The sequence below is a fragment of the Chloroflexia bacterium SDU3-3 genome, assembly GCA_009268125.1.
Classification (GTDB): domain Bacteria; phylum Chloroflexota; class Chloroflexia; order Chloroflexales; family Roseiflexaceae; genus SDU3-3.
Map to the genome: position 1 here is coordinate 68976 of WBOU01000003.1, position 16746 is coordinate 85721.

At 67.2% G+C, this 16746-nt stretch carries 14 protein-coding genes; 12 read left to right on the top strand and 2 right to left on the bottom strand.

Going from position 1 to position 16746, the window contains the following annotated elements; translation table 11 throughout:
• The first annotated feature begins 53 nt into the window (after nt 1-53).
• From F8S13_05535 to F8S13_05555, 5 genes are all read left to right on the top strand, one after another.
• Entirely contained in the window at nt 54-734 is a 681-nt protein-coding gene (locus F8S13_05535) for a VTT domain-containing protein (GenBank protein KAB8144339.1), read from the top strand.
• A gap of 24 nt (nt 735-758) precedes the next feature.
• Nucleotides 759-1373, top strand: a complete 615-nt coding sequence (locus tag F8S13_05540; protein KAB8144340.1) for an XTP/dITP diphosphatase — start codon at nt 759-761, stop codon at nt 1371-1373.
• 154 nt (nt 1374-1527) lie between these two features.
• Nucleotides 1528-3333 carry an oligoendopeptidase F gene (gene pepF, locus F8S13_05545; GenBank protein ID KAB8144341.1) on the top strand — a complete coding sequence of 602 codons (1806 nt, stop codon included), beginning with the start codon at nt 1528-1530 and terminating at the stop codon, nt 3331-3333.
• Nucleotides 3334-3463: 130 nt separating this feature from the next.
• The gene (locus tag F8S13_05550) at nt 3464-4108 is read left to right on the top strand and encodes a MerR family transcriptional regulator (protein ID KAB8144342.1); all 645 of its coding nucleotides are present in this window, start codon (nt 3464-3466) and stop codon (nt 4106-4108) included.
• A gap of 34 nt (nt 4109-4142) precedes the next feature.
• Nucleotides 4143-5372: a VWA domain-containing protein gene (locus tag F8S13_05555; protein KAB8144343.1), complete on the top strand. Its 1230-nt coding sequence runs from the start codon at nt 4143-4145 to the stop codon at nt 5370-5372.
• Here the strand turns inward: F8S13_05555 and F8S13_05560 are convergent.
• Together F8S13_05560 and F8S13_05565 are read right to left on the bottom strand one after the other, a co-directional pair.
• Nucleotides 5369-5710: an ATP-dependent Clp protease adaptor ClpS gene (locus tag F8S13_05560; protein ID KAB8144344.1), complete on the bottom strand. Its 342-nt coding sequence runs from the start codon at nt 5708-5710 to the stop codon at nt 5369-5371. The two genes, F8S13_05555 and F8S13_05560, sit on opposite strands and share 4 nt — an antisense overlap.
• A 361-nt stretch (nt 5711-6071) precedes the next feature.
• Nucleotides 6072-7478 (bottom strand): NAD(P)/FAD-dependent oxidoreductase, encoded by a 1407-nt coding sequence (locus tag F8S13_05565; GenBank protein KAB8144674.1) that lies wholly within the window; start codon nt 7476-7478, stop codon nt 6072-6074.
• 399 nt (nt 7479-7877) lie between these two features.
• Between F8S13_05565 and F8S13_05570 the strand changes: the two genes are divergently transcribed.
• From F8S13_05570 to F8S13_05600, 7 genes are all read left to right on the top strand, one after another.
• Nucleotides 7878-9512 (top strand): GAF domain-containing sensor histidine kinase, encoded by a 1635-nt coding sequence (locus F8S13_05570; protein KAB8144345.1) that lies wholly within the window; start codon nt 7878-7880, stop codon nt 9510-9512.
• 135 nt (nt 9513-9647) lie between these two features.
• Nucleotides 9648-11246 carry a PucR family transcriptional regulator gene (locus F8S13_05575; protein ID KAB8144346.1) on the top strand — a complete coding sequence of 533 codons (1599 nt, stop codon included), beginning with the start codon at nt 9648-9650 and terminating at the stop codon, nt 11244-11246.
• Nucleotides 11247-11369: 123 nt separating this feature from the next.
• Nucleotides 11370-11645 (top strand): hypothetical protein, encoded by a 276-nt coding sequence (locus F8S13_05580; protein KAB8144347.1) that lies wholly within the window; start codon nt 11370-11372, stop codon nt 11643-11645.
• Nucleotides 11646-11928: 283 nt separating this feature from the next.
• Complete coding sequence (gene gabT / locus F8S13_05585; GenBank protein KAB8144348.1) at nt 11929-13221, top strand: 4-aminobutyrate--2-oxoglutarate transaminase; 1293 nt, start codon at nt 11929-11931, stop codon at nt 13219-13221.
• Between the two features lie 123 nt (nt 13222-13344).
• A complete protein-coding gene (locus F8S13_05590; protein ID KAB8144349.1) occupies nt 13345-14964 on the top strand; it encodes an ABC transporter substrate-binding protein in 1620 nt (539 codons plus the stop codon).
• Nucleotides 14961-15902 carry an ABC transporter permease gene (locus tag F8S13_05595; protein KAB8144350.1) on the top strand — a complete coding sequence of 314 codons (942 nt, stop codon included), beginning with the start codon at nt 14961-14963 and terminating at the stop codon, nt 15900-15902. Before F8S13_05590 ends, F8S13_05595 begins: the two co-directional genes overlap by 4 nt.
• A 1-nt stretch (nt 15903) precedes the next feature.
• Nucleotides 15904-16734 carry an ABC transporter permease gene (locus tag F8S13_05600; GenBank protein KAB8144351.1) on the top strand — a complete coding sequence of 277 codons (831 nt, stop codon included), beginning with the start codon at nt 15904-15906 and terminating at the stop codon, nt 16732-16734.
• Nucleotides 16735-16746: the final 12 nt, after the last annotated feature.

The following is a 16746-nucleotide window of genomic DNA, read 5'->3' on the forward strand; positions in this document are numbered from 1 at the left end:
GCCCTTATGATTGTGACGCTCGGTGAAATCGGCTCCATTCTACCTGAGCGCCCATACCGCGTCAACAGTTGACAGCGCCCGCAAAAACCGCTACTCTGCCGGGCGTCATATTCACAACCGCGAGGACACCTGTGGAAGACACGACTCCCATCCCGCTCGCCGCCGACGCCGAGCCGATCAAGACAGCGCCCAAAGCGGCGTTTCCGTGGCGCTCGGTGCTGCTGGTGGCAGGCACCATCGCGCTTACTGTTGCCCTGGCCTTTATCCCCAAAGGGTTTCTTGAAAGCCTGGGCAACTATGGCTATATCGGCCTGTTTGTCTTCACGCTGCTCTCTAGCGCCACGCTAGTGCTGCCATCGCCTGCCATTGGGCTCAGCTTCGTGGCGGGCAGCACGCTGAACCCATGGCTGGTGGGCATTATCAGCGGCGTGGCGGCTGCGCTGGGCGAGATCACCGGCTATATGGCGGGTATAGGCGGGAATGCATTCGCCCAACGAACCACGTTCTACACCACGATCGAGCGCTTTGTCCGCCGCTGGGGCATGCTCACGATCTTTGTGCTGGCGATCATCCCCAGCCCGCTCTTCGACTTCGCGGGCATCGCCGCAGGCACCATGCGCATGCCATTCTGGCGCTATCTGGCCGCGTGTCTGGCCGGCAAGACGCTGCGCTTCATCGGCATCGCCTGGCTGGGCAGGCTGGCCCCCGATCTGATCCATATGTTCGTTCAATAACCAAGGCAAATGAGGTAGAAACCCATGCAGACGCTGCTTATCGCCACCACCAATCTCCACAAGCTCGAAGAGTACAGCGCGATCTTCGCGGGTCTGCCCGTCGCGCTGCGCTCGCTGCGCGATGTCGGCATCAGCGACGATGTGGAGGAAACCGGCACCACCTTCGCGGCCAACGCCCAGCTCAAGGCCGAATACTACGCCCAGCGCAGCGGCCTGGCCACCCTGGCCGACGACTCGGGGCTAGAGGTGGCGGCGCTGGGCGGCGACCCAGGCGTGCGCTCGGCCCGCTATGCTGGCCCCGGCGCGACCGACGCCGACCGCATCAACCTGCTGCTCAAGAACCTGGCCAGCGTGCCCTTCCACGAGCGGCTGGCCCGCTTCGTGTGCGCCATCGCCATCACCAGGCCGGGCGGCCCCATCGAGCTGGTGGAGGGCACGGTCTCGGGCGTGATCGAGAACGAGCCGCGCGGCAGCTTCGGCTTTGGCTACGACCCGGTGTTCTACGTGCTGGATGAGAACAAGACCATGGCCGAGCTGCCGCCCGAGCGCAAGAACCAGATCAGCCACCGCGCCGTCGCATCCAAGGGCGCGCGCGAGATCATCGAGCGCTGGCTGGCCGAGGGCAAGCTCGACGCCTGACACCAATTAGTCGGGGGTTCCTCGTATGTCGACCCGACGCCCGTAGCTCCCGTTAGGAGGCTGCGGGCGATTCCATTCCTATTCATGTGCTGGAGGCGTCACCACTATGATTCTTTGAGCGGCCAACACCGCTCGTAATAAAAGGAGTAGCCCTATGACAACGGCCGTTCGCCCGCGCGCCGAGATCCCGCTCGAATCCACCTGGGACACCGCCAGCGTCTTTCCATCCGATGCCGAGTGGGAGCGCGAGATAGCGCTTGTCGAGTCCCAGCTCCCCGCGCTGGCGGCCTTCCGCGGGCGGCTGCACGAAGGCCCCGCCACTATTGCCACCTGGTTCAGCGCGCTGGAGCAGACCATGGGCAGCGTGGAAAAGATCGTCCTCTACGCCACCATGTTCTACACCGTCGATGTCGGCAACCAAGATGCCCTGGCCCGCCAGGCGCGCGCGGTCGGTATCGTGGCCCGCGCCCAGGCCGCCGCCGCCTTCGCCGAGCCAGAGCTGCTGGCGATCAGCTCGCAGCAGCTGGCCGAGTGGACCGCGCATGACGAGCGCATGAAGCCACTGGCCCACTACTTCACGAGCCTGGCCAAGCGCAAAGAGCATATCGGATCTGCCGATGTCGAAGCCCTGCTCAGCGCAGTGAGCGAGCCGTTCGCCAACGCCGCATCCATCCACGCCATCCTGGCCGATGCCGACCTGCAGTTTGGCCACGCCACCGCCGCCGACGGCACCCAGATTCCCATCGCCCAGGGCAACATCAACGCCCTGCTGGCATCCCCCGACCGCGAGACCCGCCGCACCGCATGGCAGGGCTACGCCGACGCCCACCTGGCCGTCAAAAACACTATGGCCACCTGCCTCTCCACCGGGGTCAAGCAGAACATCTTCACCGCCCAGGCCCGCCGCTACCCCTCGGCGCTCGATGCGGCCCTGGCCGAGACCCACATCCCCAGCGAGGTCTTCCACCAGCTGATCAAAACCTTCCAGGCCAACCTGCCTACCTGGCATCGCTACTGGCGGCTGCTGCGCAAGACCCACGGCTACGATCAGCTGCACGTGTACGACATCAAAGCGCCGCTGGCCAAAAAGCAGATCGTGGTGCCCTACGAGCAGTCGATCGAGTGGATAGTTGAGGGGCTCAAGCCGCTGGGGCCGGAGTACAGCGCGATCATGCGGCGCGGGATGACCACCGACCGTTGGGTTGACATCTACCCCAACAAAGGCAAGCGCATGGGCGCATTTTCCACTGGCACGGTGGGTGCACGCCCATTCATCCTGATGAACTACAACGACGACATTTTTAGCATGAGCACGCTGGCCCACGAGCTGGGGCACTCGATGCACTCGTACCTCACCTGGGGCAGCCAGCCCTATATCTACGCCAACTACGGCATCTTTGTGGCCGAGGTCGCGTCCAACTTTAACCAGGCGCTGGTGCGCGACCACCTGCTGCGCACCAACCCCGACCGCGACTTCCAGATCAGCCTGATCGAAGAGGCGATGAGTAACTTCCACCGCTACTTCTTTGTCATGCCCACCCTGGCCCGCTTCGAGCTGGAGATCCACCAGCGAGCCGAGCGCGGCGAGGGCCTCACGGCGCAGAGCATGATCCAGCTGATGGCCGATCTGTTCCGCGAGGGCTACGGCGACGAGGTGGTGATCGACGCCGACCGGATCGGCAGCACCTGGTGCCAGTTCTCCACCCACCTCTATGCCAACTTCTATGTCTACCAGTACGCCACCGGTATCTCGGCGGCCCACACGCTGGCTCGCCACGTGCTGGATGGCGAGCCGGGCGCGGTGGATCGCTACCTCACCTTCCTGCGCTCGGGCAGCTCGCTTTACCCGATCGATGTGCTGAAGCGCGCCGGGGTGGACATGCTCTCGCCCGAGCCGGTCAACGATGCGTTCAGCGTCCTTTCGCATTATGTCGATCGTCTTGAGCAGCTGCTGGGGTAGAGATTCTCCGCATCACAGCGCCCCATTCCACAAGAAAAGCGTGGAATGGGGCGCTGTCGTCTATCCTAGGTTATCTGCCTATTGACAGTATAACGTAATACTGTTATAATCCCTGCAACAAGGACACACGATGAGCGATACCGACACCACAACCGACATGCTCACCATCGGCGAGCTAGCCAGCCAGGCGGATGTGACCCCGCGCACCATCCGCTACTACACCAGCGAGGGGCTGCTACCGCCGCCGCATGTGCAGGGCAAGTACACGCGCTACACCGCCGACTATGTGCAGCGGCTGCGCCTGATCGCGCGGCTCAAGGCCGCCTACCTGCCGCTGAACGAGATCCGCGACCGCATCGCCGCACTCGATACCGAAGGGGTCGAGGCCATGCTGCGCGAGCTCGGCGAAATGCAGCCAGCCGCCGCGCCCGCGCCCGAGAGCGCCAGCGACTATATCACCGGCATCCTTGAGCAGCAGAAGCGCAGCAGCCAGCTGCCGCGCCCAGCGCCGCCAGCGCCAATGGCACCGCCACCGGCGCCCGCTGGGGCACCAGCGCCCAGTGCGCCGCCCCCAGCCGCGCCCAAGCAGGCCGAGGGCTTCCTACGGCGGCTGATCGCCCCCAAGCCCAGCGTCGAAGAGGCGGCGCACGAGCACTGGCAGCGCATCCCGCTGGCCCCTGGCGTCGAACTGCACATCCGCAGCGACATCCAGGAGCAGGCGCAGAAACAGATCCAAAAGCTGATCGAGCACGCGCGCTCGATCTTCCGTAGCTAGGCCCAGCGCCCGCCGCTGGAAAAGGAGCACCACCATGGCAGCACGGATCACTCTTACGGCCCTAAGCGATCAGAGCCTGGTCGCCAGCGAGGTCTCGTCGCAGCGTATCATCGAGTGGGTCGTCGAAGCCGCCGAGCAGCCCAAGGCCGCAGCGCGCGCCCCGCTCAACATCGCCCTGGTGATCGACCGCAGCGGCTCGATGCACGGCGAGAAGCTCCACTATGTCCAGCAGGCCGCCTGCCACGTGCTCGACCTGCTGGGGCCAGGCGACCGCGCCGCGATCATCGCCTACGACGACACCATCACCACTATCGCGCCCAGCACCCTGGTGACGCCCAGCGCCAAGCAGGCCATGCAGCGCGACATCCTGCAGCTGCGCCCCGGCGGCTCCACCAACCTCAGCGGGGGCTGGCTGGAGGGCTGCCGCCTGATCGCCGAGCAGCTGCAGGCCGAGAATATCACCCGCGCGCTGCTGCTGACGGATGGGCTGGCCAATGCCGGGATCGTGGATGTGGAGGAGCTGTCGGTGCACGCCCGCGAGCTGCGCAAGCGCGGGGTGGCCACCTCGACCTTTGGCGTGGGGCTGGACTTCAACGAGCAGCTGCTGGAGCTGCTGGCCGAGCAGGGCGGCGGGCACTTCTACTTCATCGAGCGCCCCCAGCAGATCCCCGAGGTCTTCCGCAGCGAGCTGGGCGAGCTGCTCACCATCACCGCGCGCGAGGCCACGCTCAGCATCGGCGCGCCGCGCGGGGTGGCGGTCGAGATCATGGGCGGGCTGCCCCACGAGCGCAGCGCCGAGCGCCTGCGGGTGTTCCTGGGCGACATGTGCGCGGGCGAGCGCCGCATGATCTACACGCGGGTCACGACGCCGACCGATACGGTGGGCACCAGCGTGGTGATCGGCGGCGAGCTAAGCTACGCGGATCTGAGCGGGAAGCACCAGCATCTGGCCACCTCGGTAGCCTTCAGCTACCAGGCCGACGCGATCGTGCAGCAGGTGGGGGTGCGCGAGGATCTGCTGGCGCGGGCCGCCGAGGTGGAGCTGGCCGCCGCCGCCCGCGAGGCGCTGCGGCTGGAGCGCGAGGGCCAGCGCGAGCAGGCCCAGGCCGTGATGCAGGCCAGCCTGGCTGCCGCACCAGCCATGCCCGCGCCCGCCGCCGCCGCCTACCAGGATCTAGCCTCGCAGCTTGGGCAGGGCATGGAGGAGAGCGAGCGCAAGCAGGCCCACTTCAGCGCCTACAAGAAGCGCCAGAGCCGCAGCTAGCTATCTGGCTCCAGGTAGAAGCTCAGCGGGTACCCCGAGTCGCGCGCGATGCTCTGGGCCGCGTACACGCGATCCTGCGCCTCCTGAAAGGGCAGCACGGTCACGAGTGCGTGGCCCTGATGGTGGGCCTCGAACATCACCTGATACGCCTGATCCACATCAAGCGCGAAGATCGTCACCAGCACGGCCACCACAAAGTCCATCGGCGTCACATCATCGTTCTCGATGATCACGCGGTAGGGCTTCTCAAGCTCCTCATCGCTGGCGACCACAAGCTCCAGGTCGATGGCGGGCTTCGTCTCGACCTGTGGCGAGGGCGGGGGTGCGTCAAGCGGCATAGGCGCGGTTATTCCTCACTTGCCCCGATGGGCAACAATGCTATTCAGCCGATCTGATGCACAAATTATAGTACATCTGGCCAGATCATTCGCCGCTGCCCGCGTACAAAAGCACCAATTCACCACCAAAACGACCCAAGAGCCGGTTTACCACGAGGACGCGAGCGCGCGCAAAAGCCGGTTTACCACCAAGGGGAAAAGCCGGAAGTCCACACCCAGTCCATATGGCAATAATTACATTACTAGTGCGGTATGGGCCGCCGGGGGTGCCGCCATCTGCCCTTGGCCGACCAGCGCAGCGCCGGTAAAAAACACGGGCGAGGCAGCAATGCCTCGCCCGCGCGCATGCTATTTGCCAGCATCAGCTGTGCTCGGCCACGGCCTCGGGGGCCACGGCCACCGCATCCACCGCAAACGCATCCACCGCAGGCCGCGCCGCCTCGGCGGGCTGGCGCTTCAGGCCGCTGATCAGGCGCACGCCTCGGTCGTAGGTAAAGTAGTTGTAGGCCCAGTTGGTCATCACGATCAGGCGGTTGCGGAAGCCGATCAGGTAGAGCAGGTGCACGAACAGCCAGCCGACCCAGGCCACGAAGCCGCTCATGCGGATGCCAAACGAGTCGAACACCGCCGAGCTGCGCCCGATCGTGGCCATCTGGCCCTTGTCGAAGTAGTGGAAGGCATGCTGCGGCTCGCCCTGCTCGCTGCGCAGGATGTTCTCGGCGGCCAGCTTGCCCATCTGCACCGCCACCGGCGCAACCATGGGGTAGGCCACGCCGGGCTTGTAGCCCTCCAGGTAGGCCATGTCGCCGATCACGAACACCTCGGGCTTGTCGGGCAGGGTCAGGGTCGGCGTGATCTTCACGCGCGCGCCGCGGGCCTGCTCCACCCCCAGCGCATCGGCTACCTTGGCGGCGCGCACGCCTGCGGCCCACACCACCGTATCCGAGCGGATGACCGTGCCATCCTTCAGCGCCACCTCGCCCTGCCGCGCCTCGGCCACGGCGGCCTGCAGCCGCACCTCCACGCCCATGCGGGTGAGCCGCTTGAGCGCCTTGCGCTGCAGCGAGGCGGGGAACGGGGCCAGCAGCTTATCGGCGGCCTCTAGCAGCACCACCTTGGCCTCACGCACATCCAGCGCCGGATAGTCCTTCTTTAGCACGTGGCGGATCAGCTCCTCGAACGCGCCCACCAGCTCCACGCCGGTCGGACCGCCGCCGATCACCACAAAGGTCATCATGGCCCTGCGGCGCTCGGGGTCGCGCTCGCACATGGCCCGCTCGAACGAGCCGAGCACCTGGTTGCGCAGCAGCTCGGCCTCGTCGATATCTTTCAGGCCAAAGGTGTATTTCGCCAGCTCATCGTTGCCAAAGTAGTTATTGGCGCTGCCTGCGGCCAGCACCAGGTAGTCGTAGGGCACCCGCCCAGCCTCGGTGATCACGCGCTTCTGGGCGAAGTCGACCCCGCTCACCTCGGTCATCAGGAAGTCGATGTTGCTGTGGCGGCGGATGATGCCGCGCACCGCCGAGGCGATCGACTCCGGCTCAAGGCCGGCGGTGGCCACCTGGTAGAGCAGCGGCCAGAAGCCGTGGTAGTTGTTGCGATCGAGGATCAGCACATCCACCGGCTGGCCGCCCAGCGCCTTGGCCACATTCAGGCCGCCGAAGCCAGCGCCAACCACCACCACGCGCGGGCGGGTGCCGCCCACGCGGTGGGAGATCGGAGCCTGCGCCACGCCGTCGGTCGGATTGCCCTGCGTATTCTGTACCATATCCATATGTCAAGCTCCCTTCGCGCACTCAGTCGAATTGAGTCACGTGGGCTTCGTCGCCGCACATTTGCTCGCTGGTTACGACAGCTGTTCGTTTTCAGCCCTGTACTACCGGGGCGCATAGGCCCTGGAGTATGGCCGTGGCAGCGTTGCCGCTCTATGGTGCAACAATCAGACCACAGCATGCAGCGTTCTAAAAGGATCGTGGCATCTTTGCTGCATCGCCTGCTAGGGTGATCCATTTCTGATTGTGCTTTTTGTAACAAGTATACGTGAATTATATCACAATTTCAAGTAGCAAAAGCGTTGACATCGCTATGGCCATGCAGTACAGTTATTATCCACACTCCGCTGTGGCAGCACCGCACTGCGGCCCTACAACATTCGCGAGGTTGAGTTATGTCTCCGTCGATTATCGACCAGCGTCAGATCCAAACCCTTGGGCAGCTCATTTCCGCAGGTGGCTACCCGGATGTGCCCAGCCTTCTCCGCGCCTCCCTTGAGCGCCTGATCACCTTCTGGCCCGCTCAGGCTGGGGCGCTAATCTATCAAGCCCCCCACGGCGAACTGCTGGCCTTCGAGTACGGCAATCTCGACGCCGAGGTGGCCAACACCATCGCCGAGGCCCGCGACTCGTTCTCGCGCCGCACCGAAAATACCGAGCCAGCCATCGGCTACTACGCCCTCGACGACGACCGCCAGCTCGTCGAGCTGACTATCCGCAGCAACAACCAGATGGTCGGCCTGCTGCACCTGGTGGTGCGCGAGGGCGAGCCAGAGAACACCGCCGCCGCCCACGCCGAGGAAGATATGGTGGTGCTGGTGGTGCGCGCCCTGGGCGGCGAGGCCGACAAGCTGGCCATGCTGCACCGCGCCGAGCAAGACCTGCGCGAGCTGCACCTGCTCTACGATGTCAGCCAGTCGCTGGCCGCCAACCTCGATCTGCCCAGCCTGATGGAGGAGATCAAGCGCCGCGCGCCCGAGGTGATCGGGGCTGAGCGCATCTCGATCATGCTCGTGGATGAGCAGCAGCACGAGCTGGTGCTGGAGGCCAGCGACCTGGGGCCGAACGAGACCCGCGACTTCCGCATCCCCCTCGATAAGGGCATCGCCGGGTGGGTTGCCACCAACGGCATCGGCCAGATCGTCAACGATGTCGAGCAGGATCCCCGCTGGTTCGATGGCATCTCGCTGGCCACCGACTACATCACCAAATCCATGCTCTGCGTGCCCATGAAGCGCGGCGAGCGCGTGGTGGGCGTCATCCAGATCCTCAACAAGCGCTCCGGCGGCCCCTTCACCGACCAAGACCTGCGCCTGATGAACACCCTGGCCAGCCAGGCCGCCGTGGCGGTGGAAAACGCCCAGTTGGTGCGCAGCCTGAAAGAGGAGCGCGACCGGCTGCTGAGCAAAGAGGCCGAGGTGCGCACCGCCATCGCCCGCGACCTGCACGATGGCCCCACCCAGAGCGTCGCCGCCATCGCCATGAACATCGAGTTCATCAAACGGCTGCTGCGCGCCATGCCCGAGCGCGTGCCCCAGGAGCTCGACATCCTCTCGGAGCTGGTGCAGAAAACCGCCAACGACATCCGCACCCTGCTGTTCGAGCTGCGCCCGCTGGGCCTGGAGACCCAGGGCCTGCTGGCCACGCTCCAGCAGTACGCCGCCCGCTTCCGCGACCCCAACGGTATGCAGGTGCGCCTAGAGGCCCCCGCCAACATCCCTCGCCTGCCGATCGAGATCGAGGGCGCGATCTTCATCATCGTGCAGGAGGCCGTGAACAACGCCCGCAAGCACGCCAAATCGCCCGAGGTGGTGATCTACCTCTACCAGGAGGAGGACAACCTGGTGGCCAGCGTGCGCGACCGTGGCAAGGGCTTCAACGTGGCCCAGGTGGAGGCCACCTACACCTCGCGCGGGTCGCTGGGCCTGCTGAACATGCGCGAGCGCGCCGCCCTGATCGGCGGCGAGTGCCGCATCCGCTCGGTCGAGGGCGAGGGCACCACCATCGAGCTGCGCGTGCCGCTGGCCTAGCCCGCCGCACCATACGCCGCGCCGAAAACCAGCGCGATCGGGTAGTCTTTCACCCGACCGCGCTGGTTTTCTGGTAAGATAGCCCCATCCAAAAGACGCCCCAGCCGTTTTCGGCGCAAGATCGCGGCAGAGCCTGTGCAACTGACAGAAGCCTTAACGTTCGACTCGCTGCGCAAAGCCAGCATCGTCGCTGGCGCGCCCGCCATCCAGCGCGAGGTGCGCTGGGTCCACGTGATCGACACCCCCGACCCCGCCGCGTGGGTGCGCCCCGGCATGCTGCTGCTGAGCACCGGCTACGCCTGGCCCCGCGAGGAGGCTGACCTGGTGGCCCTGCTGCGCGCCCTGGAGGCCCGTGGCATCGCCGCCATCGCCCTGGCTGTGCCCCAGTTCTTCACGCACTTCCCCACCTGCATGCGCGAGGAGGCCGACCGCATCGGCCTGCCGCTGATCGAGATCCCGTGGGAGATCCCCTTCGCCCAGATCGCCGAGGAGCTGCTCCAGGCACTGGTGGTGCAGCAGTACCATCAGATCCAGCAGTCCGAGGTCATCCACCGCGCCCTCACCAGCGCGGCGGTGGAGGCCGAGAGCCTGCAGGACATCGCCGACGCGCTGGGGCGGCTGATCGACCGCGCGGTGACGATCGAGGACATGGAGGGCAGCCTGCTGGCCGCCCACCGCGCCCCGCAGATCGAGGACACCGTGCGCCTGCGCACCCTAGAGGATGGCCGCACGCCCTCGGACTACGAGCATTTTCTGGAGCTGGGCGGCTACGCCGGGCAGCTGGCCGCCGCCTATGGCCCCGTGCGCATCCCTTCCGCCCCCGATATGGGCGCGACGGGCCGCGTGATCTGCCCCATCCGCCTGAAGCACGAGACGGTAGGCCGCATCTGGATCATCGAGGGCGCGCGCCCGCTCAGCGAGCTGGATCTGCGCGCCGCCGAGCAGGCCGCCTTCATCGCCGCGCTCCACATCCTGCACCAGCGCGAGCTGGAGACCCGCGAGGCCCGCGTGGGCTACGCCTTCCTCGACTCGCTGCTCGATGGGACGTTCGCCCATACCCCCCAGACCTTCGAGCGCGCCCGCCTGCTGGGCTTCGACCCCAGCGCCAGCTACCACGTGGGCCTGTTCCAGCTGCACGTCGAGCTGCCGCTCTCCGCCGAGGCCTTCCAGCGCCGCGAGCGCCTGGCCACCCGCCTGCGCCAGCGGCTCGCCCGCGTGGGCGGCCCGGCCCTGCTCTCGCTCAACGGCGACCAGATCCCCTTCCTGCTGCCTCAGGGCGCGCCCGGCGAGCAGATCTGGGCCGAGCTGGCCGCCGATGATGTGTCGCTCACCATCAGCCGCGTGCGCCAGGGCGTCGCGGGCATCCAGCAGAGCTACCGCGACATCCAGTCGCTCATCCCGCTGATCGGCGCGGGCAGCTTTGTGCCCGCCGAGCGGCTGCTGCTGCCCCGCGTGCTGGGCGGCGACCAGGCCGCCCAGGCCGATTTCCTCGACGAGCTGCTCGGCCCGCTGGAGCAGGCCCGCAGCGGCCAGACCCTGATCGCCACGCTGGTGGAGTTTGCCAACCATGGCTTCCACCTGGCCCAGGCGGCCCAGGCCCTGTTCATCCACCCCAAGACCCTGCGCTACCGCCTTGAGCGCATCGCCGAGATCAGCCACCTCGACCTGAATGACTCGGATACCCGCTTCCGCATCCAGCTCGCCGCCCAGCTGCTGCGCCTGCGACCACACTAGGTCTGGGGGCACCCCTGCAGCACGGCCCTCCACATCCCCGCTAAAGACACGTTTTGCACGCCATGATCGATTACTGGCACTGCATTGTCATTTTTTGCACTGCATGATTATTTTTTGCGCTGCATGATCACTCACCCGCACCCCTCGATCACTCACCCGCACTCCTCGATCACTCACCCGCACCCCTCGATCACTCACCCGCACTCCTCGATCACTCACCCGCACTCCTCGATCACTCACCCGCACTCCTCGATCACTCACCCGCACCCCTCGATCACTCACCCGCACCCCTCGATCACTCACCCGCACTCCTCGATCACTCACCCGCACCCCTCGATCACTCACCCGCACCCCTCGATCACTCACCCGCACCCCTCGATCACTTTTTGCGCTGCATGAGCACTTTTTAGGCTGTATGAGCACTTTTTGCCCAATCATCGCCCCTCAGCTGCACGACATCGCCGCTCACCCGCATAGCACGAGCGCCGCCGCTTTATCCGCACGGCGATATGTTCGCATGGCAGTCTTATCCCTAAGGGGAATAGTAATCGCCTAGCGAACCCGCTACACTCAGCGCAGACCTCGGCAAAAAGACAGCGAGCATTAATGGCCCAAGCGGCGCAGGCAAGCGGCCAGGGGCCACATGTTCCAGCGCCACGCCGGGCCAAAAGGAGCAGCACACATGGTTGTCGCAGAAACACGCACCGATAGCCTCCAATCCCTGCGCGAGGCGGTGCTGCCGCGCGGGCTATCGACCGCCCACCCGATCATCGTTGCTCGGGCCGAGGGTTCGCGGGTGTGGGATGTGGACGGACGCGAGTACATCGACTTTGCGGGCGGGATCGGCGTGCTGAACGTGGGCCACAACCACCCCCAGGTGGTGCAGGCGGTGAAGGCCCAGCTTGAGCGGGTGGTGCACACCTGCTTCCAGGTGGCCATGTACGAGCCATACCTGCGCCTGGCCGAGCGCCTGGCCGCCCTGGCCCCCGGCGAGGAGGCCAAGAAGGTTATCCTGCTTTCCACCGGGGCCGAGGCGGTGGAGAATGCGGTAAAAATTGCCCGCAGCGCCACCGGGCGCAGCGCCATCATCAGCTTCAACCGCAGCTTCCACGGGCGCACCCTGCTGGGGATGACGCTGAACGGCAAGACCACGCCCTACCAGCAAAACTTTGGCCCCTTCGCGCCGGATGTGTTTCACACGCCCTACCCCATGGAGTACCGGGGCTGGACCAGCGAGCGGGCCATCGAAGCGCTAGAAGAGCTGTTCGCCACCCAGGTCGCCCCCGAGCGGGTGGCAGCCATCCTGATCGAGCCAGTGATGGGCGAGGGTGGCTTTGTGCCAGCGCCCGCCGCCTTTCTGCAAACCCTGCGCGAGATCGCCACGCGCCACGGCATCCTGCTGATCGCCGACGAGGTGCAGAGCGGCTTCGGGCGCACATCCAAGCTGTTTGCCATCGAGCACAGCGGCGTGGTGCCCGACCTGATCACGGTGGCCAAGAGCCTGGCGGGCGGCCTGCCGCTCTCGGCGGTGATCGGCAGGGCCGACCTGATGGACGCGCCCAACCCTGGCGGGCTGGGTGGCACCTACGCCGGTAACCCGCTGGCCTGCGCCGCCGCCCTGGCGGTGCTGGATCTGTTCGAGCACGGCCTGCTTGATCAGGCCGAAAGGCTAGGCGGCAAGCTGGAGTCCCGGCTTGCCGCCTTCTACGACATGTTCCCCCAGGTGGGCGAGGCGCGCGGACTGGGGGCCATGCGGGCGATCGAGTTTGTGCGCGACCGCCAGAGCCGGGCCGAAGACCCCGAGATCGTCAAGCGCATCATCGTGAGCGCCCGCGAGCGCGGCCTCATCCTGCTAAGCGCGGGGCTGCACGGCAACGTCATCCGCATCCACGCGCCGCTCACCACCGAGGATGCCGTGCTTGAGCGCGGCATGGACATCCTGGAAGAAGCGATCCGCGAGGCCGCACGCGCCTAGCCCCGCCCATGTGCGAATTCGCACCGCCGCACGGGTGCGATAGCGCACCGCACGCTCGCCGCACTCCTTCTACAATCAAACTATCTTCATCCCAGGCACGCCAGCAGCTGCGGCACGCCTGGGATGCGCTTTGATACAGAAGGAGAACCCAGACCCATGCGACGCCCCCTGTTCTTCGCAGCCCGCGCCGCCGCTGTGGCGGCGGTGCTTTCAGCCTGCGGCGGCACCCCGGCCAGCCCCAGCATGCCCAGCGCTGCCTCTGGTCAAGCCGCCAGCGCCGCGCCCAGCAATAGACCCCTGCGCATCGGCACGCCCTTCCTCAGCGCGCCACTCGACCCGCTGAGCGGCGGCGGGTTCCACGCCATCCAGTTTGGCGTGGGCGAGACCCTGACGCGGCTGGATGACCAGTTTGCGGCGGTGCCCTGGCTGGCCGAGGCGATCGCGCAGCGCGACGAGACCACCTGGGCGATCACGCTGCGCCAGGGCGCGCTGTTCCAGGATGGCGCACCAGTCACCGCCGAGGCCGTCAAGCGCTCGCTTGAGCGCGCGGTGGAAGGTGTGGCCGGGGCCAAGGCCTTGCTGGGTGCCGCCCAGATCGTGGCCAGCGACGAGCGCACCGTGCAGATCACCACCAGCCGCGCTAGCCCGCTGCTGCCCAACATCCTGACCGACCCGGCCTTTATCATTGTCAATGCCGATGCCGCCCAGCAGCAGGGCGACGCCTTCGCGCTCAAGCCAGTGATGACCGGCGTCTACCAGGTGGCCGAGTTCGCGGTCGATCAGCGCCTGGTGCTGCAGGCCAACCCGCGCTACTGGGGCGGCGTGGCCAAGACCAGCCGCGTGGAGGTCACGGTGCTGGCCGAGGCCAGCGCGCGCATCCTGGGGCTGCAGAGCGGCGAGCTTGACATCGCCGTAGACCTGCGGCCCGAGAGCGTGGATGTGGCCAGCGCCAGCCCCGAGCTGAAGGTGGTGCACGCGCAGCCAATCTCGACGATCTTCATGTATCTCAATGAGCAGCGGCCCGCGCTGGCCGATCTGCGGGTGCGCCAGGCCATCGCCCACGCCATCCCCCAGCGCGACGTGCTGGTGAGCGCGGTGCTGCGCGGCCAAGGCCTGCCCGCCGCCGGGCAGATCCCGCCCAGCATCCTGGCCTGCCAAAACGCCCAGGCTCCGGCCTACGACCTAGAGAAGGCCAAGCAGCTGCTGGCCGAGGCTGGCTACGCCGACAGCGACGGCGACGGCGTGGTGGAAACGGGCGGCGCGCCGCTGAAACTGCTGGTGGTCAGCTACCCGCAGCGCCCGGCGCTTACCCCGATGGCCGAGATCATCCAGGCCAGCCTCAAGCAGGCGGGCATCGCCATGGAGATCCAGAGCACCGAGCAGATCAACAGCACCCTGAGCGCTGGCGGTTGGGATGGCGCGATGTACTTCAACAACATGGCCGCCACCGGCGACGCCTATGGCTCGCTGGATGCGTTCTTCCGCACGGGCGGCGCGGCCAACCGTGGCGGCTACAGCAGCGTGAGCATCGACCAGCAGCTCGATGCGCTCCAGCCAGTGAGCGACCGCGCCGCCCGCACCGCCCAGGCCTGCGCCATCCAGCAGCAGCTGCTGGATGAGGCCGCCACCATCCCGCTGGCCTACCCCAACTACTCCTACGGCGTCTCCAGGCAGGTCGGCGGCTTCGACACGGCGCACCCCTTCTTCCTCTACTTCCTGAACGGGGGCTTCAGCATCGCATGATCGGCTATCTTTTTCGGCGGCTGCTGGCCACAGCGGGGGTGCTGCTGGGCATCTCGGCGCTGGCTTTCGGCCTCTCGGCGCTGGCCCCCGGCGACCCCGCCGAGATCCTGCTGGTGATGCGGATGGAAGGCAGCACCCCCAGCAAAGCGGCCATCGAATCGTTCCGGCACGAGCTAGGCCTGAGCCAGCCCGCCCCGCTGCGCTACACGCGCTGGCTGGCCCGCACGGCCCAGGGCGACCTCGGCACATCCTACCGCAGCGGCAGGCCGGTGGCCGCCGAGATCGCGGCGCGGCTGCCCGCCACCCTGGCGCTGGCCGCCAGCAGCATGGCGCTGGCGGCGCTGGTCGGGGTGCCGCTGGGCGTGCTCGCGGCCATCCAGCGCGGCGGCGTGATCGACCGCGCGGGGCTGGCGCTGGCAACCCTGGGGGCCAGCATGCCCAGCTACCTGCTGGCGCTGCTGCTGGTGCTGCTGTTCGCGGCGGCGCTGGGCTGGCTGCCCGCCTTTGGCTATGGCACGCCGCGCCACATGGTGCTGCCCAGCGTAGCCCTGGCCGCCGGGGTGGCCACCACGGTGTTGCGGCTGGTGCGCGCCAGCATGCTGGAGGCCCTGAGGCAGGACTACGTGCGGCTGGCCCGCGCCAAGGGCCTGGCCGAGTGGCGCGTGGTTGGCGGGCACGTGCTGCGCAACGCCGCCGCGCCGATCATCACCGCGCTGGCCATGAGCGCGGGCAGGCTGCTGAGCGGCGCGGTGGTGGTGGAGCGGATCTTCGCGTGGCCGGGGGTGGGCCGCTACGCGGTGGATGCGATCAGCGCCCGCGACTACCCGGTGATCCAGGGTGTGATGGTCTACATGGCCGCGATCTTCGCGCTGGTGAACCTGCTGGCCGACCTGCTCTGCGGCTGGCTCGACCCGCGCATCACCGATAGGCAGGCCTAGCATGGCCCACGCGCGACGACGCCATAGCCACCCGCCCGACATGCTGGCCGGGGCAGGCCTGCTGGCCCTAGTGGTCGCCCTCACGCTGGGGGCGCCCATGCTCGGCCTGGCCGACCCTGCCGAGCAGCACCTGCTCGATGCCTTCGGCGGGCCGAGCGCCGCCCACCCGCTGGGCACCGACCACCTGGGGCGCGACATGCTGGCCCGCCTAGCCTATGGCGGGCGGGCCACGCTGGCCACCGCCGCCGCCACTATGGTCGCCACGCTGGCCCTGGCCACCATGGCCGGGCTGGCGGCGGGCTACCTGGGCGGCTGGGCCGACGCCCTGCTAATGCGGCTGTGCGACCTGCTGATGGCCATCCCCGGCTTCATCCTCGCGGTGGCGGTGGCGGGCACCCTGGGCGGTGGCCTAGCCAGCGTGGTGCTGGCGCTCGCCATCACGGGCTGGACCCGCTACGCCCGCGTGATCCGCGCCGGGGTGCAGGTGGCTCGCAGGCAAGAGTATATCCAGGCTGCGCGGGCGCTGGGCTTCGCGCCGCCGCGCATCCTGCTGCGCCACATCCTGCCGAACATCGCCGGGCCGCTGGTAGTGCTGACCGCCGTCGACTGCGGCCAGATCATCCTCGCCATCGCGGGTCTGAACTTCCTGGGCCTGGGCACCCAGCCGCCCAGCCCCGAGTGGGGCGCGCTGCTGAACGACGCCCAGCCCTACATCCAGACCGACCCGCAGCTGGTGCTGTGGCCCGCCGCCGCCCTGTTCGGCACCGCGCTGGGCTGCAACCTGCTGGGCGACGGCCTGCGCGACATGCTCGACCCCCAGCGCCGCCCCTAGGCACGCCAAAGG

What these genes read in the sequence shown, in the direction of transcription:
- F8S13_05540 (KAB8144340.1), top strand. Translation starts at nt 759, where the DNA reads ATGCAGACGCTGCTTATCGCCACCACCAATCTCCACAAGCTCGAAGAG.
- pepF (KAB8144341.1), top strand. Translation starts at nt 1,528, where the DNA reads ATGACAACGGCCGTTCGCCCGCGCGCCGAGATCCCGCTCGAATCCACC.
- F8S13_05550 (KAB8144342.1), top strand. Translation starts at nt 3,464, where the DNA reads ATGAGCGATACCGACACCACAACCGACATGCTCACCATCGGCGAGCTA.
- F8S13_05555 (KAB8144343.1), top strand. Translation starts at nt 4,143, where the DNA reads ATGGCAGCACGGATCACTCTTACGGCCCTAAGCGATCAGAGCCTGGTC.
- F8S13_05560 (KAB8144344.1), bottom strand. Translation starts at nt 5,710, where the DNA reads ATGCCGCTTGACGCACCCCCGCCCTCGCCACAGGTCGAGACGAAGCCC.
- F8S13_05565 (KAB8144674.1), bottom strand. Translation starts at nt 7,478, where the DNA reads ATGGTACAGAATACGCAGGGCAATCCGACCGACGGCGTGGCGCAGGCT.
- F8S13_05570 (KAB8144345.1), top strand. Translation starts at nt 7,878, where the DNA reads ATGTCTCCGTCGATTATCGACCAGCGTCAGATCCAAACCCTTGGGCAG.
- F8S13_05580 (KAB8144347.1), top strand. Translation starts at nt 11,370, where the DNA reads ATGATCACTCACCCGCACCCCTCGATCACTCACCCGCACTCCTCGATC.
- gabT (KAB8144348.1), top strand. Translation starts at nt 11,929, where the DNA reads ATGGTTGTCGCAGAAACACGCACCGATAGCCTCCAATCCCTGCGCGAG.
- F8S13_05590 (KAB8144349.1), top strand. Translation starts at nt 13,345, where the DNA reads ATGCGCTTTGATACAGAAGGAGAACCCAGACCCATGCGACGCCCCCTG.
- F8S13_05595 (KAB8144350.1), top strand. Translation starts at nt 14,961, where the DNA reads ATGATCGGCTATCTTTTTCGGCGGCTGCTGGCCACAGCGGGGGTGCTG.
- F8S13_05600 (KAB8144351.1), top strand. Translation starts at nt 15,904, where the DNA reads ATGGCCCACGCGCGACGACGCCATAGCCACCCGCCCGACATGCTGGCC.